Origin of the sequence: Ideonella aquatica (assembly GCF_018069755.1) — a bacterium.
In the GTDB taxonomy this organism is placed as follows: domain Bacteria; phylum Pseudomonadota; class Gammaproteobacteria; order Burkholderiales; family Burkholderiaceae_C; genus Ideonella; species Ideonella aquatica.
The window spans coordinates 121,804-143,702 of sequence record NZ_JAGQDE010000006.1; the positions used below are offsets into that span (position 1 = coordinate 121,804).

Sequence of the window (21,899 nt, forward strand, 5' to 3'; positions counted from 1 at the left end):
TGCCCATGACAATTCGACCGGCGGGGCGCCCGCCACACCGATGGTGGGCGCTTGACGAGGCTGCCGCCACAATCAAGGGACCCACCGCGTCGGCCCCATGGCATCCACGACCTGCTATTCCTTTGGCGCCTGCCAAGTCCAGCTTGAGCGCTGCCAGTTGCTGCTCGCCGGCCAACGGCAATCCGTACCTCCTCGGGTATTTGATCTGCTGGTCTATCTGATTGACCACCGTGACCGCGTTGTCACCAAGGACGAGCTGCTGGCCAAGGTCTGGCGCGGCGCCGAGGTCTCCGACAGCATGATCGCCCGCACCGTGATGAAGGCGCGCCGGGCCATTGGCGACCCCGCCGACGCGCCGGTGCTGATCCGCACGGTGCACCGCCTGGGCTATCGCTTCATCGGCGAAGTGAGCTGCAGCCAACAGCCGACCGAAGAGCGGCCGGCGCAGCGCCTGCGCCTGGGGCTGATGCCCTTTGTCAATGCCACAGGCCGCGCCGACCTCGACTGGGTGGGATTGGGCCTGGCGGCCTGGGTGGCTCGGGCACTGGACCATGACAAACGCCTGGCGGTGAACGGCCCGAGCACGCTGACGACCGCCCTGGCCAGCGTGAGCAGCGACGGTGCATCGACCTCTCGCGAGGCGACCGCCATGGCGCTGCTCGGACTGCACAGTCTGGTACACGCGGAGCTGCGAACGAGTGGTGCGCGCCTGCGGCTGGACTACCGCACCGTGGGCAGCCGGCGCCTGCGCGGCAGTCTGCAGGGCGACGACCCGGTCGCGCTGGGAGAGCGCCTGGCGCGCGCCCTGGCGGCCGGGCTGTTCCCGCGCGAGCCCTGGCCCTTGCCGCTGGCGCCGCGCCATGCCCTGGCCGCGCAGGCCTACGCCCAGGCGCTGGAGATGGAGCAACGCCTCGACTGGAACGCTGCCGCGGAACTGCTGCGCGGCGTGCTTCAGCTGGAGCCCGACAGCATGGCGGTGCGCCTGCTCTACCTGCGCATGCTGGCCAACCTGGGCGACCCCCGCGCAGTGGCCATGGGCGGCGAGCTGTTGGTCCAAGCACAAGCCCAGGCAGAGCCGCAGTTGCTGGCCATGGTGCACCACACCCTGGCCCGCGTGCACTTCCAGCGCGGTGATCCCTCCGACCTGGCGCACGCCGGCGAACACCTCGCCCAGGCCCTGCGCCTGGCCGCACCCCATGGCGACGAGGAGTGGGTGCTGCGCCTGTACCTGGAGACCGCCATCCAGCACCACGCTGCGCGCGAGCTTCAGCGCGCACGCCGCTTCTATGCGCTGGCCCGGCGCGGCAACGAGCGCAGTGGCAGCCCGATCCGCCAGGCGATCATCCTGAACAACTGGGCCGCCCTGGAACTGCACAGCGCCAACCCCATCGCGGCGCGGGAGCTGTCTGCCGACGCCCTGTCGCTGTGCAGGCAGCAGGCAATGCACGCCAGTGCGCTCAATGCGCTGGTCAACCTGGCCATGGCCGATGCCGCGCTGGGCCTGTGCGGGCGGGCCACCCGCCATCTGGAGCAAGGCGTGGGCCTGATCGCGACCCTGCCCGACAGCGCCTGGGATTCCCCGGCCTCGCTGGCCGCTGTGGCCGGCGACCTGGCGCTGGACAACCGCCAGCACGGTCCGCTGGACCAGATCCTGGAGCAGCTGGCGCTGCGCCCATCGACGGCACCGCTGCGGGCTCAGGTGGTGCTGGATTTCGCCCGCGCCTACCGCGAGCCCCGGACCGAGCAGGCAGCAGCCACGATGCGGTCATCGATCGCGGCGTTGCGGTCCCGCGGCCACATGCTGTTCGCCCATGCGCTGGCCGGCCAGTTGCTGAGGGCACAGCTGCGCTGGCAACTGTGCACCGACGAGATGGCTGCGGAGCTGGCCACCTGGCCCACCCTGGCCGATGACGACGAACTGCAGTGCGCGCTGGTCTACCTGGGCGCTGTGGCGCGCCATGCCCAGGGCCAGATCCCGGCCACCATCAAGGCCTTGCAGGAATGCCTGTCGCGGGCACCCCTGTGCCGCTGGCAGGCGCGCGCCCGGCTCGACCTGATCTGGCTGCACCTGGAGCAAGGCGATCTGGCGTCAACCCGGGTGATGGTGCGCGACGCCGGCCCGTGGCTGGCTGAGCATCCGATGGGCCGCGTGGTCGCGGCCCGCTGGGCCCTGGCCCATGGCCAGCTGGACGAAGCGGTCGACAGCCTGCAGGCCGGGCTTGACGGGCTGGACGGCCCCTGGCCGGCGGAGCTGGCTGCGCTGCTGCCGCTGTGGCAGTCCGCCCAGGCAGCGGGGCGGATGCCGCCGCAGCCGGCGCCGGCACCGAGGCTGCTCAGCCAGTGGTAGGTCGCCGGGGTCGGGGCGCAGCGCGGTCCGGCAGGTCATGATTTGGTCAGGACTTGGTGCCCGCACTTGCCTATGCTGCGTCCGTTTTGGTCTGGGGCTCCGGCGCTGCGGCGCCTCGACCGATTCGCTTTATCCCTTAGGAAGTACCCATCACCATGAACACCTGTTCCACCGTCCCCACCGCCAACCCGTCCCGCCATGGCCACTGCCGCCGGGGGGTCGCCACACTGGCCTTGAGTGCCAGCGCCCTGTTCGCTTCGCCCCTCGCGTTGGCCGGCGACAGCGGCGTTGCACTGTGGGACCAGATCAACGGCCTCACCGGCTGGACCATTGCGTCCACCGACCGTGTCATCGTCGACCTGCAGCCCTTCAGCACACAGGCGGCAGACGACCTGGCGGTGCCCGCCGGCCGGACCTGGCGAATCACTGACGTGCGGGTTCTGGGCGAGTTCCTGGGGCGAGGCATCGGCACCTTCGCGATCACCGTCTGGAAGGACCGGCCGTTTCACAAGTCCACCCAGGTGGCCTTCTATGACCGTCAGTTCACCACCTCCCAGACCGGCTCGATGACGCTGACCCTGCCCACCCCGCTTGAACTGCCGGCGGGCCGGTACTGGATCTCGGTGCAGTCGCAGAGCTTCGAGTCCGTCTGGCAGTGGTCGACGAGCAAGCACCGCCACGGCGCGTCTGCCCGCTGGGTCAACCCGGGCGACGGCTACCAGACCGGCTGCACACGGCCCAGCCGCGTGGTGGACTGCACGGACGTCCCGACGCCTGGCCGGGACTTGGCCTTCGCGCTGTACGGCACCGAGCAGTAAGGGCGCGCCGCGGCCGGGTGGACCCGCACAGTGTGCGGGTGGCGGCGGGCGGGCTGGCTATGATGCGCCGCCTCGCCCAGGAAGCCCATGTCCGCACCCGCACCGTCCACGCTCAACCCCGCCCAGATGGAGGCCGTTCACCATCTGGCCGGGCCCTGTCTGGTGCTGGCCGGCGCCGGCTCGGGCAAGACGCGCGTGATCACGCACAAGATCGCGCGGCTGCTGCAGGTGGGCATGGCTTCGAAGCGCATTGCGGCCATCACCTTCACCAACAAGGCCGCGCTGGAAATGCGCGAACGCGCCCGCGCGCTGGTGGGCCCCAAGGCCGCCAAGGACCTGGTGATCAGCACCTTCCACTCGCTGGGCGTGCGCCTGCTGCGCGAGGACGGCGGCCTGCTGGGCCTGAAGCCGCAGTTCAGCATCCTGGACGCCGACGACGTGCTGGGCGTGCTGCGCGACGCCGGCAGCTGCAGCGACAACAAGATCGCCCGCCAGTGGCAATGGACCATCAGCCTGTGGAAGAACCAGGGCCTGAACAGCAGCACCGCGCTGGCCGCCGCCAGCAATGACGAAGAGCTGCTGGCCGCCAAGGTGATGCGCCTGTACGAAGAGCGCCTGATCGCCTACCAGGCGGTGGACTTTGATGACCTGATCGGCCTGCCGCTGAAGCTGCTGAGCACCCGCGAGGAAGCGCGCAGCAAGTGGCAGAAGGCCTTTGGCCATGTGCTGGTGGACGAGTACCAGGACACCAACGCCGTGCAGTACGAACTGCTCAAGGCCCTGGTGGGCCCGGCCGACCACCCGGCGCGCGTGCCCTTCACCGCGGTGGGTGACGACGACCAGAGCATCTACGGCTGGCGCGGCGCCACGATTGAAAACCTCAAGCGCCTGCCCGAGGACTTCCCCGACCTCAAGGTCATCCCGCTGGAGCAGAACTACCGCTCCACCGGCGCCATCCTGCGCGCCGCCAACGCGGTGATCGCCGGCAACCCCAAGCTCTTCGAGAAGAAGCTGTGGTCCGACCTGGGCGACGGCGAGCCGGTGCGCGTGATCGAGTGCGACGGCGAAGACCACGAGGCCGAGCGCGCCGTGGCCTTCATCCAGGGCCTGCGCGCGCAGGGCGCCAGCGGCGGCACCGACTTCGCCCACTTCGCCATCCTCTACCGCACCAACTTTCAGTCCAAGGTGCTGGAGCACAAGCTGCGCGCGGCGCAGATCCCGTACAAGGTGAGCGGCGGCCAGAGCTTCTTCGACAAGGCCGAGATCAAGGACCTGTGCGCCTGGCTGCGCCTGCTGGTGAACCAGGACGACGACCCCGCCTTCCTGCGCGCCGCCACCACGCCCAAGCGCGGCATCGGCCACACCACGCTGGGCAAGCTGGGCGAGTTCTCGGCGCAGTGGAAGGTCAGCATGTTCGAGGCCCTGTTCGCCGAGAGCCTGGCCGCCGCACTGGGCGCCAAGGCGATTGCCACGCTGCATGAGTTCGGCCGCGCGGTGAATGAGCTGGAATACAAGGCCCGCAGCACCGTGGGCCATGACGATGCCCGCGCACTGCTGATGGGCTGGCTGACCGACATCGGCTACGAGCAGCACCTCTACGACAACGAGGACTCCGAGAAGGTGGCCGCCGCGCGCTGGAACAACGTGATCGACTTTGTCGACTGGGTCTCCAGGCGCTGCGGCGGCGAGATCCGCAACGAGGGCGGCATCGTCGAGGAAACCGAGAAGCAGAGCGTGCTGGACGTGGCGCAGACCATCAGCGTGATCCTCAGCCTGGCCGAGCGCGGCGAGGAGACCGACCAGGTCACCCTCACCACGCTGCACGCCAGCAAGGGCCTGGAGTGGCCGCACGTGATGCTGGCCGGCGTGAACGAAGGCATCCTGCCCTTCAAGAGCGACGGCGAGGACATGACGCCTGAGCGTCTGGAGGAAGAGCGCCGCCTGATGTACGTGGGCATCACCCGCGCCCAGCGCACGCTGGTGGTCAGCACGCTGCGCCGCCGCAAGAAGGGCCGCGACACCGTGCAGGGCGTGCCCAGCCGCTTCATCGCCGAGATGAAGCTCTCCGAAGCCGGCAGTGGCGAAGACCCCAAGGAGCGCCTGAAGAAGCTGCGCGCCGCGCTGGCCGCCAAAGCAGCGGGCGCTTGATCTGGGTTAAGCGCTGCGGTTTGCCGCGCGCAGGCATCGGCGTAGAGTGGTTTGCAGGCGGCCCCCTTCAGCGGTGGGCCACTGACAGACCCCCACCAAACACCCAGGAGAGCCCTGCATGTTTCCCGAGTACCGCGACCTGATCACCCAGCTCAAGACCACCGACCACCACTTCATCCACCTGTTCGACCAGCACAACGCGCTGGACCAGAAGATCAAGAACATGGAAGCCCACATCGAGCCGGGCACGCATGAGGAGATCGAGGCGCTGAAGAAGGAGAAGCTGCACCTGAAGGATCAGCTGTATGCGATCTTGCGCAAGGCGAGTGCGGCTGCGTGAGGGATTGAGTTCAGGTCTACGGCGGCTGGCTGAAACAGTTGCCGGCAGCGCCCGCAGCACCCACCCAGTAGCAGCCCGCTGAAGCTGCTAGACTGTCCAAAATATTGGACATTTGAAATCAAGCTGTGGACCTCTCCCTGCTCGGCACCGTCATCCGTGAGCGCCGCGAAGCGCTGGGGTTAACGCAGTCACGGCTGGCGCAACTGAGCGGTCTGTCGCGGCAGACCCTGGTCGGCCTGGAGGCCGGCGCACTGAGCGATCTGGGCTTCAACCGGGTGGCCCAGGTGCTGGCCGTGCTGGGGCTGGACCTGGATCCTCCCAGCCCTGCAGCGCGCGCCCGCAAGCGCGGCCTGTGGATGGCCGCCAAGACCGCCAGCGTCAGCTACACCCAGGAGGTGACGCCCACCACCTTGGGCCACGCGCTGGTCTGTGGCGAGGTGCCCCAACACTACGCGGCCCATCTGACCCACCTGCTGGACGAGGCACCCGTGCCCCTGGTGGTGATGGCCGTGGAGGAAGCCGCCGCGAACGAGGGCGTGGCGCCCAAGGCGGTGTGGCGCAATGTGGCGAAGCTGGCCAGGTCATTGGCCGTGCACCGGCAGGACTTGTGGGCCTGAGTTTCGTGTGATGAAGCCACTGCCACCCGGCCCTTGGGAAGTGCTGTTCGAGCGAGCGCTGCGGCTGGTCGACGACATTCAGCAGCATGGGGGACTGGCCGATCCGTTCTGGACCTTCGGTGGCGGCACCGTGCTGATGTTCCGGTACGGACACCGGCTCAGCAAGGACATCGACATCTTCGTGCCCGACCCGCAGTACCTGGGCTACGTGACACCCCGCCTCAGCGACACGGCCGCTGCCCTGACCGAGGACTACACTGAGATGCCCGGTGCCTTCGTCAAGCTGCAGTTCGACGAAGGCGAGATCGACTTCGTGGCCGCACCGAACCTGACGCAGGCGGCGTGGGAGTGGTGGGAGATCCAGGGGCGGCCCGTGCGAGTCGAGACGGCGGCGGAGGTCATGGCCAAAAAGATGTTCCACCGTGGGGACCGGGCCACGGCGCGTGACCTGTTCGATCTGGCCATGGTGGTGGAGCGCGAGCCTGACGCGCTGGCGGCTTCGGCACCTTTTCTCAAGCGCCACCTTGACCAGTTCCTGGCGCAGATCAGGCAACCCGGACCGGGGTTTGTGGCGAGCTTCGAGGCGATTGCTGCGACGGGCTATCGGCCAAGCCTGGAACGCTGTGTGCAGATGGCTACCAGGTATCTGTCAGAGCTGAAGCCCTGATAGGCGCCGCGGGACACGCCGTCGCTAGGGAGGCGGTCGGGACAGGGGATGGCCGGTGCACGCTGCTGCAGAGCTGCCTGTCGCATCCAGCATCTCGCCGCAACCGGCTGCCTACGGGCCCTCGCGGCTTGACCTTGCCCACCCGGCCCGGATGCCCCTGCGTCAGTCCCCATCCAACGCCAAGAGGCCCTGCGGCGACTCTGGCGGCCACTGCCCCGCCGCCACACGCGCCTGAAACCAGCGGTGCATGGCCGCGTCCTCCACGGCGTATTCGCCGTGGGCCGACTTCCACACCAGCGCAGGGGTGCGCTGTCGCAGCGCGTCCAGCGCTTTTTGCGCCTGGGCCACGCTGACCGGGCGGCCCAGGTGGTCGCGGTAGAAGCGCAGGGCTTCGGCGTCGTAGGGGCGGTAGCGTGGGCCCTGGTCCAGCATGCGCCACAGCACCACCTGCTCGGTGGGCTTGAGGCCCAGGTACTCGGATGCCATTTGCGCTTGGTCCTGGGCCTGCTGGTCCTGGGCGGCCTGCAGCAGCGCGGGTTCAAAGCGCCCGGTGTGGCCGGCCAAGGGACTGAGCACGGCGCCCATGGCGGCCATGAAGAACTGCGGACGGTGTCCGAAGGCGGCGAAGGCCTGCTGCAGCGCGGCGCGGTCCACCGGCAGCAGGTCGGGCCGCTGCGCCTCGACCAGGTGGGCAATGTGGGCGATGAAGTCGGTGTCCAGCGGCGGCAGGGCCTGGATCTGTGAGCCATAGAACGGCGCGCCCGCGCTGACCACCAGGCGCAGCAGCTTGTCGCGGTCGGAACCCGACATCACCAGCATCAGGCTGACCTGGCCGGGCTGGTTCATCTGGTCGCGCGCCGATTTCAGCGCGGTCATGGCGGCCTCGCCGGCCTCGCTGGTCAGGGCATGCTGGGCCTCGTCGATGATCAACGCCACCGGGCTGTCGGCCGCTTGCTGCAGGCTGCGCAGGGCGTCCACCAGGGTCAGGCCGTCGATCTGGCCGATGCGGCTGGTGTCGATGTCCAGCGCACCGGCCAGCTTCACGGCCTTGACGCCGGCTTTTTTGGCGGTGCGCGCCACCAGCCCCAGGTGGGCCTGCAGGGCGCGGGCGATGGCTTCGGCGATCAGCGTGCCCGGGTCGCGGCGGGTGTCGGCCCACAGGTCAACGTACACCACCTCAACGCCGGCCTGGCGCAAGGCCGGCGCCAAGTCGGCCTGCAGGAAGGTGCTTTTGCCGGTTCGGCGGGGTGCCGCCAGGAACAGGCCGTTGTGGGCGTCGCCCAGCAACAGGCGCCCTTGCAGGGCCTGCACCATCTCGTCTGCCAGCTGGGTGCGGCGGTACGGGATCATGGAACTATCCCTTCTTATCCGTCAGATGGATATTTTATCTGAAATTGGATAGAAGTCGATAATTCAGTCTCAGCGCCCGCGCCTCAGCTTGGCATAGGCCCGCCAGAACCCCGCATCCTGACTGTTCGCACAGTTGATGCGCATCAGCGTCGTCGGCTGGCGCCGCGCATGGAACAGGTGCCCCGGGGCCAGCAGCCAGCCGTCGTCGTGTAGGGCCTGGGCCTAGGTGTCGGTGCCGGTGCCCACCCAGCCGAACAGGCCGGCGGGTGGGGTGACGAGGCGGCAGCCGTGGGCATCAGCCCCTTGCACGGTGCGCTGGCGGGGGCCGTCGGGGCCGTCGGGGATTCGAGGCACGGGCAGCAGGCGCGCGCCGCTGGCAGAGAGCGAGGCCTCTTCGGGCGCGAGATTTGTCATGGACAAATCGGCTTTCTCGTGAATTCCTGACGGCAAGACTGCGTACAGACTGCCGATACGGGCTTATGTCTGTCCAAGACAAAGTGCCAGTTGGCTTGATCCGCTGGGATGAGCCCAGGCGCTGATCCCAACCCCCACATCCCAAGCAGATCCCATGCGTCAGAACCTCCCCGTGTCGCAACGCGAGTACCCGATGGCCGACGGCGAAACGCTGGTGTCGACCACTGACCTGGACAGCATCATCACCTACTGCAACCCGGCCTTCGTGCGAATCTCCGGCTTCGACAAGGATGAGTTGATCGGGCAGCCGCACAACCTGGTTCGACATCCCGACATGCCGGAGGAGGCGTTTCGGGACCTGTGGGCGACGGTCAAGTCGGGGCGCACCTGGAGTGCTTGTGTCAAGAACCGGCGCAAGGACGGCGACCACTACTGGGTGCTGGCGAACGTGACGCCGATCGTGCGCGACGGCCGTACGGTGGGCTACATGTCGGTGCGCACCAAGCCCAGTGCCGACCAGGTGCGCGAGGCCGAGGCCCTGTATGCGCGCATGCGCGACGAGAAGCGCGCCGGCCGTCTGGACACGGTGCTCAAGGGTGCCGAGGTCACCCGCGCCGGCTGGCGCGGCGCCGTCCGGCAGGCAACGCGCATCGGTCTTCGGGGCCGCATCGCCATGGCCACGTTGATGCCCGCCTGTCTGGCCGTGGCACTGGGCCAGCGGGACCTTGGTCATGACTGGGTGGCCTGGGTCGCGGCGCTGGCGGCGCTCTCGCTGGCCGCTGTCATGGCGTGGTGGTTGACGACCAGCATCCGCCGGCCGCTTGAACAGGTGACCGCCATCGCCGCGCGCATCGCCGCGGGCGATCTGACCCAGACGGTGCCGACATCGCGCGCCGACGAGATCGGGCTCTTGCTGCGCGCGGTCAACCAGCTCAACGTCAATCTGCAGGCCATCGTGGGCGATGTGCGGCGAGAGGTGGATGGCATCGGCCACGCCTCGCGCGATGTGGCCGCCGGCAGCCAGGACCTGTCGCAGCGCACCGAATCGCAGGCCAGCAGTCTGCAGCAGACCGCGGCTTCAGTGGAGCAGCTCGACGGCACGGTCAAGAACAACGCCGAGTCGGCGCGCGCCGCGAATCGACTGGCCCATGACGCCGCCCGTGTCGCGGACGCTGGAGGCGCGGAGATGGACGAGGTCGTCGCCACGATGGGGCGCATCGACCTGGCCTCGCGACGCATCGCCGACATCATCCAGGTGATCGATGGCATTGCATTCCAGACCAACATCCTGGCACTCAACGCGGCTGTCGAGGCGGCGCGTGCCGGTGAGCAGGGACGCGGCTTTGCGGTCGTGGCGGCCGAGGTGCGCAGCCTGGCCCAGCGCAGCGCGGAGGCCGCCAAGGAAATCAAGGGGCTGATCTCCCAGTCCGGCGATCAGGTGGCCGAGGGCAGCCGCACCGTGGCCAGCGCGGGCGAGACGATGAAGCAGATCGTCGCCTCGGTAGACCGCGTGTCCAAGCTGATTGCCGAGATCGCCACCGGCACGGAACAACAGGCCTGCGGCATCACCCAGGTGAACCAGGCCGTCGCGCTGCTCGACACCGCGACGCAGCAGAACGCCGCCCTGGTCGAACAGTCGGCCGCCGCCGCCGGGATGCTCAACCAGCAAGCGGCCGTGCTGACCGAGTCCGTGCGCATCTTCCATCTGCGCTGACAACCGAGTTGGCTGCGCGATGCGTCCGCCAGGGTCAGGCCGATGGGCCGGGTCAGCCCTGGCGAATCAACGCGCGCATCAGCGCGTTGAAGCACTCGGGCTGCTCCAGCTGCGGTGTGTGGCCGCAGCGCTCGATCACCTCCAGCTGCAGGTGAGGATGGCGCGCAGCGGTGTTCTGCGAATGCGCGGCCGGGATGACGACATCCTGCCGGCCGTGCAGCAGCAGCGTGGGCACGCGGCTCATGGCCAGCGAGGCCTGGGCCTGCTCGACCAGCGCGGCGCGCTGGCCGCGCAGCTGGGTCATCTGCCGCACGCAGCCCAGGAAGGCCTGCTGGGCGCCGGGGCGCATCACGTTGCGGCGGATGAGCTCGCGCAGCTCCGGCGTGACCACGAAGTCCGGGCCGAAGATGGCCTGGATCTGCCGGGCCACCGCCCCCTCGCCCGGTCGCGACATCAGCTCGCCCAGGCCTGGCAGCGTCATCAGCCTGAACGGCAGCGGCGCGGCGGCTCCCAGGTTGGCGCTGGCCGCCAGCAGCATGCTGCGCACGCGTGCCGGCTGGCGGCGGTGCATCTGCAGGCAGATCGCGCCGCCCAGGGAGTTGCCCACCAGATGCACCTGGTGGATGGCCAGCGCGTCCAGCAGTGCCCACAGCGTGTGCGCGAATCGGGGCGGTGAGTCGGCCTGGGCGCTGAAGTCGGACAGGCCGTGGCCGGGCAGGTCCACCGCCAGCAGGCGCAGATCCTGGTGGGCCGCCGCGAACTGCGCCGACCACAGCTCCAACGAGCCGCCCACGCCGTGCAGCAGCAGCACGGCGGGCCCGGTGCCACCGGCATCGCGGCAGCGGATCGTCAGGCCATCGAGGTTCACACAGACATCGTTCATGGCGTTCTTTCCTTGTGGTCGCCGGACGGGCCGGTGGCCGCTCAGGGCTGTGCCGGGGCACCGGCCTCCAGCCTGAAGCGGCCTTGCCTCACGGCGATCTCCTGCTCGCTCTCCAGCGCGTCGCGCAGCGCCTGGCGTCAGACGGGCGGACCGCGCTGGCCGGGTCGAGCTGTTCGGCCACCATGCGCGCCGCCAGCACCTGCGACGGCGGTGGCGTACAACCGCGCGGCGACGCCCAGGCGTCGGATGTCATGGACCATGGGGCGCTCCGTGGGCGAGGCGCCGCCGCGCCACAGCGTGCGGCGGGCGCAAGGCTCAGGTCGCAGGGCTCATGGTGGGATCACAGGTAGGTCGAGGCCAAGCCGCCGTCCACCGGCAGGTTGATGCCGCTGACCCAGCGCGAGGCATCGCTGCACAGGAAGGCGATCACCGGCGCCACCTCGTCGCTGAAGGCCGGCCGCTTCATGCGGTGGGCATCCTTCTGCACGCGCTCCTGGCCCAGCATCTGCACGAAGTCGCCCAGGATGGGCGTGAACACCGGGCCGGGCGCCACGCAGTTCATGCGCACGCCGCGCTCGAGGAAGATCTTCTGCGACTGCGTGATGGTCCAGACGATCAGTGCCTCCTTGAAGTACTGGTAGCAGCTCTCCTGGGGCACCGGGTGGTCGCGCAGCCAGTGCGCGCCGTCGGCAAAGCTGTGCGTGGCGCCCAGTGCGCGGTGCAGTTCCAGCCGCGCCGGCCACTCCGCGCCCAGAATGGACGAGATGTTGACCACCGAGCCGCCCTCGCCCATGCGCGGCAGCACGGCCTGGGTCAGGTGGCGCAGGCCCAGGTAGTTGACGCGGGCCACCAGCTCGGCGGGCGCGGTGCCCGGCACACCGGCGATGTTGGCCAGCGCGTCGATGTGGGCGGGCAGCTGGGCCACCGCCGCGTCGATGGCGGCAGCCTCGCCCAGGTCGACCTTGACGAAGCCGTCCAGCGTCAGCGTGGGGTCGTTGCGGTCCATGCCGATGACGCGCGCGCCAAGGTGGCGGGCCAGCTTGGCGACGTCAGCGCCGATGCCCGAGCAGCAGCCGGTGACCACCATGGTCTTGCCTTGCAGATTCATGAGGTGCTCCTGCGGGTTCTTCAGAAGGGGAAGGCCGGCGGGGCGGCCTTGATGGTGAGCCACTGCCAGCGCGTGTACTCGTCGATGTCCGCCGGCCCGCCCACGGCGCTGCCATTGCCCCCCAGGCCCGGGCCGCCGAAGGGGTTGGTGCACTCGTCGTTGACGGTCTGGTCGTTGATGTGGACCATGCCGGCATTGAGCTGCTCGCCAATGGCCATGGCCCGCGCCACATCGCGGCCGATCACCGCGGCGGCCAGGCCGCCCTGGCTGGTGTTGGCCAGGGCCACGGCCTCCTCGTCGCTGGCAAAGCTCACCAGGTTGACCACCGGACCGAAGGGCTCCTCGTCAAAGGCGCGCATGCCCGGCTTGACACCCGACAGCACGGTGGGGCGGTAGCACAGGCCCTCGTGGGTGCCGCCGGCCTCCAGCGTCGCGCCCTGCGCCACGCTGTCCTTCACCACGCTGTCGAAGCGCTGCAGCTGCCGGGCGTCGATCATCGGGCCCAGGGCCACCTGGCCGCTGGCGCCGTCGCCCACCGGCAGATGGCGGGCCTTGCCCACCAGGCGCTCGCGGAGGCCGGCGGCCACCGCCTCGTGCACCAGCACGCGGTTGCTGGCCATGCAGATCTGGCCCTGGTGGAACCAGGCGCCGAAGGCGGCGGCGCTGGCCGCGGCGTCCAGGTCGGCGTCGTCGAGGATGATCAGGTTGTTGGCGCCGCCCAGTTCCAGCGAGACCTTCTTCAGGTGCCGGCCCGCCAGCTCGCCGATGCGCCGCCCCACCGCGGGCGAGCCGGTGAAGGCGATCATCGGCACGCGCGGGTCGCTCACCAGCGCCTCGCCGGCCTCGGCATCGCCGGGCAGCACCTGCAGCACGCCGGCCGGCAGGCCGGCGTGCTGGAACGCCTCGGCCACGATCACACCGCCGGACAGCGGGGTGCGCGGATCGGGCTTGAGCACCACCGCATTGCCCAGGGCCAGTGCCGGGGCCACCGAGCGGATGCCCAGGATGAGCGGGAAGTTGAAGGGCGAGATCACCCCCACCACGCCATGCGGCACACGCTTGGCCAGCGACAGGCACCCGGGGGCGGCCGGCAACACCTGGCCCTGGGCCTGCATCGGCAAGCCGGCCGCGATCTGGCAGATCTGGATTGCCTCCTTCACCTCGTGCTGGCCTTTGGGCACGATGCCGCCGGTCTCGCGGGCGATGGCCAGGGCCAGCGCGTCGAAGTGCGCCTGCAGCCACTGCGCGGCACGCAGCAGCACCGCGGCACGTTCACGCGCCCCGGTGGCGGCCCAGGCGCGCTGTGCGCTGTGGGCATGGCCGATCGCCTCGTGCATGTCCTCGGCATTGGCGATGCCGGCGTGCGTCAGGACCGCGCCGGTGGCGGGCTCGTGGACGGCGCGTGAGCCGCCGCGCGCCGGGCGCCATTGGCCGCGGTCGAACACATGGCCGCTGGCCGGGGCGGCTTCGAACAGGCTGAGGGTCTCGGGGGCTCCCATGGTCGGGTCTCCTGGTTGGTGAAAGGGGATGCAGCCGGGCAAGCGGCCCGTCGTGCCTTGCAAACCGCGGGCCCTGCGGCGTGCCGGGCCGCCGCGCCTGGGTGCCGCGGTGCTGGCGCGTCCCAGGAGAACCTCGGACTTTCCCGGCCCCCTCGGAGGGGTTGGGCTGGACCCCCGACGATCGGGATTAACCCTGGACATGGCTTGATGAATTGATCAGTTCAAGCCCACACTGGCGCCCTTTGCCTGCTGAAATCCGCATGCCCAAGCCCTCCTCGTCCCGCGTCTCCCTGGCCGAGGTCTCGCGCAGCACCGGGGCGCTGATGCGGCGCGGCGACGCCGCCGCCGTGCAGGACCGGCCGCAGCTGTCGGACATCACCGAGTGCCTGTTCTTCTCACCGGGCGATGGCCGGATCTGGCTGAACGACCAGCGCATGGTGCTGATGCACACCCGCTCGCTGGGCACGCTGCGGCGCGAGCTGATCGACACCTTGGGACTGGAGCGCGCGCGCGGGCTGCTCACGCGCACCGGCTACCAGTCGGGCGAGCGTGATGCGCAGCTGGTGCGCGAGCGCTGGCCCGACGGCGACATGACCAGCGTGTTCATGGCCGGCACCCGCCTGCATGCGCTGGAGGGCGTGGTGAAGGTCGAGCCGGTGGAGTTCGAGATCGACCCCGCACGCGGCCACTACCACGGCGAGTTCATCTGGCACCACTCAACCGAAGACGACGAACACATCAGCGCCTACGGCGTGGGCACCGAGCCGGCCTGCTGGATGCAGCTGGGCTACGCGATGGGCTATGTCACCGGCATGATGGGTTGCCTGGTGGTGTTCCGTGAGGTCGAGTGCCGCTCGATGGGTTCGTCGATCTGCCGCGTGATCGGCAAGACCGCGCAGGCCTGGGGCGATGTGAGCGAGGACCTGCGCCACCTGAATGCACAGGACTTCCTGGCCACCCGCAGCCATGGCAGCGCGCCGCGCGCGGTGCTGGGCTCGACCGCGCTGGCCGATGGCCGGGGCGACGAGATGGTGGGCGTGTCGTCGGCCTTCAAGGCCGCCTGCCACATGCTCACGCGGGTGGCGTCGACACGCGCCACCGTGCTGTTCACCGGCGAGTCGGGCGTGGGCAAGGAGATGTTCGCCTCGACGCTGCACCGCATCAGTCCACGGCGCGACCAGCCCTTCGTGGCCATCAACTGCGCCGCCATTCCCGAAACCCTGGTGGAGTCGGAGCTGTTCGGGGTCGAGCGCGGCGCGTTCACCGGCGCCAGCGCCTCGCGCCCCGGCCGCTTCGAGCGCGCCGATGGCGGCACGCTGTTCCTCGACGAGATTGGCACGCTCAGCCTGGTCAGCCAGGGCAAGCTGCTGAGAGCGCTGCAGCAGGGCGAGATCGAGCGTGTGGGCGGCACGCGGGCGATCCCGGTGGACGTGCGGGTGGTCGCTGCCACGAATGTGGACCTGCGCGCCGAGGTGCAGGCCGGGCGCTTCCGTGAGGACCTGTTCTACCGGCTCGACGTCTACCCGATCCACCTGCCGCCACTGCGCGAGCGGCGCGAGGACATCCCGCTGCTGCTGAGCCACTTCCTGCATGTCTACGCGCAGCGGCACGGCCGGCAGCTGTCGGGCTACGCACCGCGCGCCGTGCGCGCGCTGATGGCCTATGGTTTTCCGGGCAACATCCGCGAGCTGCAGAACATGGTCGAGCGCGGTGTGATCAGCGCCGACGAGGGAGGCGTCATCGACCTGCCGCACCTGCTGCGCAAGGAACAGTTGGGCGAGGGCACGCTGCTGGCGCTGGGCGCCCATGGCGCGCTGGCCGAACCGGCGCCGGCCGAGCCAGCCGCCGGCCTGTTCGAGCGCGTGGCGGGGCCGCAGGCCGACTCGATCGACCTGGCGGCGGTGGAGCGGCAACTGCTGGCCGAGGCCGTGGCGCGTTGCGAGGGCAACCTGAGCGCCGCCGCGCGCCTGCTGGGCCTGAGCCGCGCCCAGCTCGCCTACCGGCTGCGGCGCGGTGGCTGATCAGCGACCGCGCCGCAGCTTCGCATAGGCCCGCCAGAACCCCGCATCCTGACTGGTCGCAAAGTTGATGCGCATCAGCGTGGTCGGCTGCCGCCGCGCATGGAACAGGTGGCCCGAGGCGAGCAGCCAGCCGTCGTCGTGCATGGCCTGGGCCAGGGCTTCGGTGTCGGTGCCGGTGTCCACCCAGCCGAACAGGCCGGCGGGTGGGGTGACGAAGCGGCAGCCGTGGGCTTCGGCCAGTTGCACGGTGCGCTGGCGGGCGCCGTCCAGGCGCTGCACCACGCGCTCGGCGTGGCGGCGCAGCGCGCCCTGCTCCAGGCACAGCGCCATGGCCTGCTCCAGCAGTGCGGGCGTGGTGAGGGTGGACAGCAGCTTGGTGTCGACCAGGCGCTCCACCAACGCCTGCGGTGCGGCCAGGAAGCCCACGCGCCAGCCGGGCGACAGGATCTTCGAGAAGCCTGAGACATAGAGCGTGCGCTGCAGGCCGTCGAGTGCGGCCATGCGCGGCAGGTGCGGTGGCGCCAGGTGGGCGTAGGTGTCGTCCTCCACCACCCAGAAGTCGTGCGCCTCGGCCAGCTTCAGCACCTGGTGGGCGGTGCCCAGGCTGAGTGAGCCGCCGGTGGGGTTGTGCAGCACCGACACGGTCACGTACAGGCGCGGCTGGTGGGCCTGCACCAGCGCGGCCATCACCGCCAGGTCGGGGCCGTCGGGGGTGCGGGGCACGGGCAGCAGGCGCACGCCCAATTGCGTGAGGCGGGCGTATTCCACCGCCCAGGCGGGCTCGTCCACCAGCACCGCATCGCCGGGGCGCAGCAGGGTGCGCGAGATGATGTCCAGCGCATGCGTGGCACCGGTGGCGGTGATGATCTGGCGCGGCTCGGCGCGCACGCCGAAGTCGGCCAGGCGCACGGCCAGCGCGTTGCGCAGCCGCGGATCGCCGGACGGGTGGCCGTACTGCAGCGCGGCCACCGGGTCGGCCTGGGTCAGCACGCGGCGCAGCGTGCTGGTCAGCAGCGGCAGGTCCAGCCAGTCGGGCGGCAGCGTGCCCAGGCCGGGCGCGGGGCGGTCACCGGCACCGGCGAACATGCCGCGGATCAGCGCGGTGGCATCCACCGGCGGCGTCAGCGCGGGGGCGCTGCTGGGGGCGGCGGGGCGGTGCTGGGCGTCGCGCACGAAGAAGCCGCGCTGGCGGCGCGCTTCCACCAGGCCCTGGGCCAGCAGCTGGTCGTAGGCGGCCACCACGGTGTGAGGGCTGACGCCCTGGCGGCGCGCGCATTCGCGCACCGACGGCAGGCGCGCGCCGGGCGCCAGCAGGCGCTGGCGGATGCGCTCGGCGAACTGCGCGGCCAGTTGCTCGGCGAGGGTCTGGCCGGCGTGGCGGGCCAGGGTGCCGGGGCTGGCGGGCGGGGGGGCGGTGGTGGGATCGAACTCGCGGGCGGCCATGGCGGTGTGCGGGAGAACCCTGGCTGTAGCGATCGACCGACCGATACAGATCATGCGGGTGCGCTGGACAACTGTACTGGTACTGTATCGGTAGGCTGCCTACACTGTCCAGCATGGACGCGCTGCCCTGGACCGACTTCATCGCCCTGCTGGGCGTGGTCACGGCCATGGCCTTCACGCCGGGGCCCAACACCCTGCTGTCGGCCGCGCTGGCGGTGAACCGCGGTCTGCCGGCGGCGCTGCGCTTTTGCCTGGCGGTGCCGGTGGGCTGGTGCGGGATGCTGCTGGCCTGCGCGCTGGGCCTGGGCGCACTGATCCAGGCCTGGCCGGCGCTGCGCGGCGCGATCACCGTGGCCGGCCTGGGCTATCTGCTGTGGCTGGCCTGGAAGCTGTGGCGCAGCGGCAGCTTGGGCGAGGCCGATGCGGCGCGGCTGCAGGTGGGTTTCTGGCAGGGCGTGGCGCTGCAGTTCGTCAACATCAAGGCCTGGATGGCGGCGCTGATGGTGGTGGCCGGCTGGGTGGCGCCTGGCGCGGCGGAGGCCTTCTGGGCCCGGCTGGCGGTGGTGCTGCCAGTGATGGCGGCCTATGCCTTTGCCAGCAATGCCAGCTACGCCCTGCTGGGCGGCCTGCTGCGCGGCTGGCTGGCGCAGGGCGCGCGGCTGCTGTGGTTCAACCGCACGATGGCGCTGCTGCTGCTGGCCACGGCGGTGTGGATGGCGAGGTCGGCATGAACTCGGGCGACGCTGAACAAGTCGCCGCGGATGGGCGCGCCCTGATTCGGGATGGGCTGCAAGGCGCACACCACAGCCATAGCCCGGGCTATGGCGAGGATGTGCAACGCCGCAGACCGCCCGAATCAGGGATGCGCACGCCGCGAGGGACTTGTTCAGTGTTGCCCTCGGCCAACAAGGGCTTGATGATCGGCGCGCTGGGCGTGCTGATCTTTGCGATGACGCTGCCGATGACGCGGCTGGCGGTGGGCCCGCTGGAGGCGCCGCAGCTGCCGCCGGCCTTTGTCACCGCGGGCCGCGCGGCCGGCGCGGGGCTGCTGAGCGTGGTCTACCTGTGGGCGGTGGGCGCGGCGCGGCCGCGCGGCGCGCAGTGGGGCCTGCTGGGCGTGAGCGCGCTGGGCACGGTGCTGGGCTTTCCGCTGGGGCTGGCGCTGGCGCTGCGGCAGGTGCCGTCGATGCATGCGGCCGTGATCACCGGCCTGCTGCCGCTGACCACCGCGGCCATCGCCGCGCTGGCGCTGCGCCAGCGCGCGTCGCTGGGCTTCTGGGTGTGTGCGGTGCTGGGCTGCGCGCTGGTGCTGGCCTTTGCTGCGCATGAAGGTGGCGGCGCGCTGGTGGCCGCCGACGGCTGGCTGCTGATGGCGATGCTGTGCGCCTCGGGCGGCTATGTGGCGGGCGCACGCCTGAGCGCGCAGATGCCGGCCGAGCAGGTGATCAGCTGGGTGCTGGTGATGAGCCTGCCGCTGACGCTGCCGGCGGCGTGGTGGAGCGCGCCCGACACCTTCGCCAGTGTGCAGGCCGCGTCCTGGGGCGCGTTCGCCTATGTCACGGTGTTCTCGATGTGGTTGGGCTTCTTTGCCTGGTACCGCGGGCTGGCGCTGGGTGGCGCGCTGCGGGTGAGCCAGGTGCAGCTGATCCAGCCCTTCCTGTCGCTGCTGCTGGCGGTGCCGGTGCTGGGCGAGGCGCTCAAGCCCGCGACGCTGGGGTTTTCGGTGGCGGTGATCGCCGTGGTGTTCGTGGGCAAGCGCATGCCCGTGGGGAGATGAGATGAGGACGATGGGGCTGCTGGGCGGCATGAGCTGGGAATCGACCGCGGTGTACTACCGCCTGATGAACCAGGGCGTGGCCGCGCGCCGTGGTGGGCTGCACAGCGCGCCGCTGCGCCTGGCCAGCGTGGACTTTGCCGAGGTGGCCGCGCTGCAGCGCGCCGGCGCCTGGCAGCAGGCCGGCGAACTGCTGGGCCGCACCGGCGCCGGGCTGCGCGCCGCCGGCGCGCAGGCGCTGCTGATCGCCACCAACACCATGCACAAGGTGGCCGACACCGTGGTGCGCGAAAGCGGCCTGCCGCTGCTGCACATTGGCGATGCCACCGGCCAGGCGCTGCGCGCCGCGGGCGTGCGCCGCGCCGGCCTGCTGGGCACGCGCTTCACGATGGAAGACGGCTTCCTGGCGCGCCACCTGAACGAGGGCTACGGCATCGAGGTGGCCGTGCCGCCCGAGCCCGACCGCGCCGAGGTGCACCGCATCATCTTCGACGAGCTGTGCCGCGGCGTGCAGCACGACTCGTCACGCGCCGCGTTCGCGCGCATCATCGGTGCGCTGGCCGAGTCCGGCTGCGACGCGGTGATCCTGGGCTGCACCGAGATCTCGCTGCTGGTGGACCCGGCCGCGCCCGGCTGGCCCGTGCCCCTGTTCGACACCACCGCGCTGCATGCGCAGGCCGCGGTGGACTGGATGCTGCAAGAGGAGACCGCATGAACACCCCGTGGACTTTGGCGCGCCGCGCCGACCGCCTGAACCCGTCGATCATCCGCGAGATCCTCAAGGTCACCGAGCAGCCCGGCGTGCTGTCCTTGGCCGGCGGCCTGCCCTCGGCCGAGACCTTTCCGATCGAGGCGATGCGCGAAGCCTGCGCCCAGGTGCTGACCGACACGCCGAAAGAGGCGCTGCAATACGCCGCCAGCGAGGGTTACGGCCCGCTGCGCGAATGGGTGGCAGCCACGCTGAACGCGCAAGGCCAGCAGGTGAACGCGGCGCAGGTGCTGATCACCACCGGCTCGCAGCAGGGGCTGGACCTGGTGGCCAAGGTGCTGGTCGATGCCGGCGCGCCGGTCGCCGTGGAAACGCCCACCTACCTGGGCGCGCTGCAGGCCTTCGCGCCCTTCGAGCCGATCTTCGCCAGCGTGGCCAGCGACCACGAGGGCCCGCTGCCCGGCGCGATCGAGGCGCTGCGCCACGACGCGCCCGGCTGCCGCTTCCTGTACGTGCTGCCCAACTTCCAGAACCCCTCGGGCCGCGTGATGCCCGAGGCGCGCCGCCAGGCGGTGGTGGCCGCGGCCCAGGCGGCGCGCGTGCCGCTGGTGGAGGACAACCCCTACGGCGACCTGTGGTTCGACGCGCCGCCCGCGCGCCCGCTGGCCGCGCGCTGGGCCGAGGGCACGGTCTACCTGGGCTCGTTCTCCAAGGTGCTGGCGCCGGGTCTGCGCCTGGGCTATGTGGTGGCGCCACCCGCGCTGCACCCCAAGCTGCTGCAGGCCAAGCAGGCGGCCGACCTGCACACGCCGGGCTTCAACCAGCGCGTGGTGCACCAGGTCATCAAGGACGGCTTCCTGGACCAGCACATCCCCACCATCCGCGCGCGCTACCGCGCCCAGCGCGATGCGATGGCCGCTGCGCTGACCGAGCACCTGCCCGCCGGCAGCGAGTGGAGTGCGCCGCAGGGCGGCATGTTCTTCTGGGTGCGCCTGCCCGCCGGCTGCCACGCGATGGCCATGCTCGACAGCGCCGTGAAGGCCGGCGTGGCCTATGTGCCGGGCGAGGCCTTCTACGCCCACGCGCCCGACCGCCGCACGATCCGCCTGTCCTTCGTGACGCTGGGTCCTGCGGAGATCCGCCAGGCCGTGGCGCTGCTGGGCGGCGTGATCCGCCGCCACCTGAACGAGGAGCTGCAGGAGGACACGCCGTGATCCACCGCTTCACGCAGCTGGATGTGTTCACCGCCGTGCCGCTGCGCGGCAACCCGCTGGCCGTGGTGCACGACGCCGACGGCCTGAGCGACGCGCAGATGGCCGCCTTCGCGCGCTGGACCAACCTGAGCGAAACCACCTTCCTGCTCACGCCCACGCAGGCCGAGGCCGACTACCGCGTGCGCATCTTCACCCCCGGCGGTGAGCTGCCCTTTGCCGGCCACCCCACGCTGGGCAGCGCCCACGCCTGGCTGGCCGCGGGCGGGGATGCCAAGCGCCCGGGGATGGTGGTGCAGGAATGCGGCGTGGGCCTGGTGCGCGTGAAGCGCGACGGCGCGCGCCTGGCGTTTGCGGCACCGCCGCTGCGGCGCACGGGCGCGGCCGATGCCATGGTGCGCGCGCAGGTGGCGGCGGCGCTGCGCCTGAGCGACGCCGATCTGCTGGCCGTGGAGTGGGTCGACAACGGCCCCGGCTGGGTCGCCGCACAGCTGGCCGACGCGGACGCCGTGCTGCGCCTGCAGCCCGACTTCGCCGCGATGCGCGGCCTGAAGCTGGGCGTGGTGGGCGCCTACCCGGCGGGCGCCGAATGCGCCTTCGAGGTGCGTGCCTTCGTGCCCGGCCTGGGCGTGCCCGAGGACCCGGTCACCGGCAGCCTCAACGCCGGCCTGGCGCAGTGGCTGATCGGCAGCGGCCGGGCGCCCGCGCGCTATGTGGCCTCGCAAGGCCTGGCGCTGGGCCGGGCCGGCCGGGTGCACGTGGCGCAGGACGGCGACACGGTGTGGATCGGCGGCGATGTGGCGCCGTGCATCAGCGGCACGGTCAGTCTCTGAGCC

19 protein-coding genes are annotated in these 21,899 nt (G+C 70.7%); 13 read left to right on the top strand and 6 right to left on the bottom strand.

Translation table 11 applies throughout. From position 1 onward, the window contains the following. Window positions 1-97: 97 nt before the first annotated feature. The 6 genes from KAK06_RS09120 to KAK06_RS09145 all read left to right on the top strand — a co-directional run bounded on the left by KAK06_RS09120 (window position 98) and on the right by KAK06_RS09145 (window position 6,937). A complete protein-coding gene (locus KAK06_RS09120; RefSeq protein WP_210801638.1) occupies window positions 98-2,347 on the top strand; it encodes a winged helix-turn-helix domain-containing protein in 2,250 nt (749 codons plus the stop codon). Window positions 2,348-2,502: 155 nt separating this feature from the next. Continuing rightward, entirely contained in the window at window positions 2,503-3,165 is a 663-nt protein-coding gene (locus KAK06_RS09125) for a hypothetical protein (protein ID WP_210801639.1), read from the top strand. Window positions 3,166-3,252: 87 nt separating this feature from the next. Further along, window positions 3,253-5,313: an ATP-dependent helicase gene (locus KAK06_RS09130; RefSeq protein WP_210801640.1), complete on the top strand. Its 2,061-nt coding sequence runs from the start codon at window positions 3,253-3,255 to the stop codon at window positions 5,311-5,313. Between the two features lie 118 nt (window positions 5,314-5,431). Then, window positions 5,432-5,653 (top strand): HP1242/YdcH family protein, encoded by a 222-nt coding sequence (locus KAK06_RS09135; protein WP_210801641.1) that lies wholly within the window; start codon window positions 5,432-5,434, stop codon window positions 5,651-5,653. A 125-nt stretch (window positions 5,654-5,778) separates the two neighbouring features. After that, window positions 5,779-6,270, top strand: coding sequence for a helix-turn-helix domain-containing protein (locus KAK06_RS09140; protein ID WP_210801642.1), 492 nt, complete (start codon window positions 5,779-5,781; stop codon window positions 6,268-6,270). Between the two features lie 10 nt (window positions 6,271-6,280). Then, window positions 6,281-6,937, top strand: coding sequence for a nucleotidyl transferase AbiEii/AbiGii toxin family protein (locus tag KAK06_RS09145; protein ID WP_210801643.1), 657 nt, complete (start codon window positions 6,281-6,283; stop codon window positions 6,935-6,937). Between the two features lie 162 nt (window positions 6,938-7,099). On the opposite strand, the gene KAK06_RS09150 is transcribed toward KAK06_RS09145, so the two are convergent. Both KAK06_RS09150 and KAK06_RS24655 read right to left on the bottom strand, forming a co-directional pair. Continuing rightward, entirely contained in the window at window positions 7,100-8,287 is a 1,188-nt protein-coding gene (locus KAK06_RS09150; RefSeq protein WP_210801644.1) for an AAA family ATPase, read from the bottom strand. A 222-nt stretch (window positions 8,288-8,509) separates the two neighbouring features. Then, a complete protein-coding gene (locus tag KAK06_RS24655) occupies window positions 8,510-8,701 on the bottom strand; it encodes a hypothetical protein (protein WP_210801645.1) in 192 nt (63 codons plus the stop codon). A gap of 193 nt (window positions 8,702-8,894) precedes the next feature. Here KAK06_RS24655 and KAK06_RS09160 point away from each other — a divergent pair, with 193 nt between their 5' ends. Then, window positions 8,895-10,415, top strand: coding sequence for a methyl-accepting chemotaxis protein (locus KAK06_RS09160; RefSeq protein ID WP_247652744.1), 1,521 nt, complete (start codon window positions 8,895-8,897; stop codon window positions 10,413-10,415). Between the two features lie 52 nt (window positions 10,416-10,467). Here KAK06_RS09160 and KAK06_RS09165 read toward each other — a convergent pair whose 3' ends face one another. The 3 genes from KAK06_RS09165 to KAK06_RS09175 all read right to left on the bottom strand — a co-directional run bounded on the left by KAK06_RS09165 (window position 10,468) and on the right by KAK06_RS09175 (window position 13,905). Then, window positions 10,468-11,298 carry an alpha/beta fold hydrolase gene (locus KAK06_RS09165; RefSeq protein ID WP_210801647.1) on the bottom strand — a complete coding sequence of 277 codons (831 nt, stop codon included), beginning with the start codon at window positions 11,296-11,298 and terminating at the stop codon, window positions 10,468-10,470. 340 nt (window positions 11,299-11,638) lie between these two features. After that, window positions 11,639-12,406 (bottom strand): coniferyl-alcohol dehydrogenase, encoded by a 768-nt coding sequence (locus tag KAK06_RS09170; protein ID WP_210801648.1) that lies wholly within the window; start codon window positions 12,404-12,406, stop codon window positions 11,639-11,641. Between the two features lie 20 nt (window positions 12,407-12,426). Next, entirely contained in the window at window positions 12,427-13,905 is a 1,479-nt protein-coding gene (locus tag KAK06_RS09175; RefSeq protein WP_210801649.1) for a benzaldehyde dehydrogenase, read from the bottom strand. A 260-nt stretch (window positions 13,906-14,165) separates the two neighbouring features. Here KAK06_RS09175 and KAK06_RS09180 point away from each other — a divergent pair, with 260 nt between their 5' ends. After that, the gene (locus tag KAK06_RS09180; protein WP_210801650.1) at window positions 14,166-15,926 is read left to right on the top strand and encodes a sigma-54-dependent Fis family transcriptional regulator; all 1,761 of its coding nucleotides are present in this window, start codon (window positions 14,166-14,168) and stop codon (window positions 15,924-15,926) included. Here the strand turns inward: KAK06_RS09180 and KAK06_RS09185 are convergent, their stop codons facing one another. Then, window positions 15,927-17,369 carry an aminotransferase-like domain-containing protein gene (locus tag KAK06_RS09185; protein WP_210801651.1) on the bottom strand — a complete coding sequence of 481 codons (1,443 nt, stop codon included), beginning with the start codon at window positions 17,367-17,369 and terminating at the stop codon, window positions 15,927-15,929. A 113-nt stretch (window positions 17,370-17,482) separates the two neighbouring features. Between KAK06_RS09185 and KAK06_RS09190 the strand changes: the two genes are divergently transcribed. The 5 genes from KAK06_RS09190 (at window position 17,483) to KAK06_RS09210 (ending at window position 21,896) form a co-directional block, all read left to right on the top strand. Then, window positions 17,483-18,100 (top strand): LysE family translocator, encoded by a 618-nt coding sequence (locus KAK06_RS09190; protein WP_375140882.1) that lies wholly within the window; start codon window positions 17,483-17,485, stop codon window positions 18,098-18,100. 185 nt (window positions 18,101-18,285) lie between these two features. Beyond that, a complete protein-coding gene (locus KAK06_RS09195; protein WP_310741059.1) occupies window positions 18,286-19,146 on the top strand; it encodes a DMT family transporter in 861 nt (286 codons plus the stop codon). A gap of 1 nt (window position 19,147) precedes the next feature. Beyond that, complete coding sequence (locus KAK06_RS09200) at window positions 19,148-19,858, top strand: aspartate/glutamate racemase family protein (RefSeq protein ID WP_210801653.1); 711 nt, start codon at window positions 19,148-19,150, stop codon at window positions 19,856-19,858. Continuing rightward, on the top strand, window positions 19,855-21,066 hold the full coding sequence (locus KAK06_RS09205; protein WP_210801654.1) for an aminotransferase-like domain-containing protein: 1,212 nt from the start codon (window positions 19,855-19,857) through the stop codon (window positions 21,064-21,066). Before KAK06_RS09200 ends, KAK06_RS09205 begins: the two co-directional genes overlap by 4 nt. Then, a complete protein-coding gene (locus KAK06_RS09210) occupies window positions 21,063-21,896 on the top strand; it encodes a PhzF family protein (protein WP_210801655.1) in 834 nt (277 codons plus the stop codon). The genes KAK06_RS09205 and KAK06_RS09210 overlap by 4 nt, the downstream gene beginning before the upstream one ends. The last annotated feature ends 3 nt before the right edge of the window (window positions 21,897-21,899 follow it).

Bases quoted from the DNA above. Each gene is read 5' to 3' on its own strand.
- KAK06_RS09150 (WP_210801644.1), bottom strand. From the start codon at position 8,287: ATGATCCCGTACCGCCGCACCCAGCTGGCAGACGAGATGGTGCAGGCC.
- KAK06_RS09145 (WP_210801643.1), top strand. From the start codon at position 6,281: ATGAAGCCACTGCCACCCGGCCCTTGGGAAGTGCTGTTCGAGCGAGCG.
- KAK06_RS09165 (WP_210801647.1), bottom strand. From the start codon at position 11,298: ATGAACGATGTCTGTGTGAACCTCGATGGCCTGACGATCCGCTGCCGC.
- KAK06_RS09195 (WP_310741059.1), top strand. From the start codon at position 18,286: ATGATCGGCGCGCTGGGCGTGCTGATCTTTGCGATGACGCTGCCGATG.
- KAK06_RS09185 (WP_210801651.1), bottom strand. From the start codon at position 17,369: ATGGCCGCCCGCGAGTTCGATCCCACCACCGCCCCCCCGCCCGCCAGC.
- KAK06_RS09175 (WP_210801649.1), bottom strand. From the start codon at position 13,905: ATGGGAGCCCCCGAGACCCTCAGCCTGTTCGAAGCCGCCCCGGCCAGC.
- KAK06_RS09125 (WP_210801639.1), top strand. From the start codon at position 2,503: ATGAACACCTGTTCCACCGTCCCCACCGCCAACCCGTCCCGCCATGGC.
- KAK06_RS09130 (WP_210801640.1), top strand. From the start codon at position 3,253: ATGTCCGCACCCGCACCGTCCACGCTCAACCCCGCCCAGATGGAGGCC.
- KAK06_RS09120 (WP_210801638.1), top strand. From the start codon at position 98: ATGGCATCCACGACCTGCTATTCCTTTGGCGCCTGCCAAGTCCAGCTT.
- KAK06_RS09135 (WP_210801641.1), top strand. From the start codon at position 5,432: ATGTTTCCCGAGTACCGCGACCTGATCACCCAGCTCAAGACCACCGAC.
- KAK06_RS09190 (WP_375140882.1), top strand. From the start codon at position 17,483: ATGGACGCGCTGCCCTGGACCGACTTCATCGCCCTGCTGGGCGTGGTC.
- KAK06_RS09170 (WP_210801648.1), bottom strand. From the start codon at position 12,406: ATGAATCTGCAAGGCAAGACCATGGTGGTCACCGGCTGCTGCTCGGGC.
- KAK06_RS24655 (WP_210801645.1), bottom strand. From the start codon at position 8,701: ATGACAAATCTCGCGCCCGAAGAGGCCTCGCTCTCTGCCAGCGGCGCG.
- KAK06_RS09160 (WP_247652744.1), top strand. From the start codon at position 8,895: ATGGCCGACGGCGAAACGCTGGTGTCGACCACTGACCTGGACAGCATC.
- KAK06_RS09180 (WP_210801650.1), top strand. From the start codon at position 14,166: ATGCCCAAGCCCTCCTCGTCCCGCGTCTCCCTGGCCGAGGTCTCGCGC.
- KAK06_RS09205 (WP_210801654.1), top strand. From the start codon at position 19,855: ATGAACACCCCGTGGACTTTGGCGCGCCGCGCCGACCGCCTGAACCCG.
- KAK06_RS09200 (WP_210801653.1), top strand. From the start codon at position 19,148: ATGAGGACGATGGGGCTGCTGGGCGGCATGAGCTGGGAATCGACCGCG.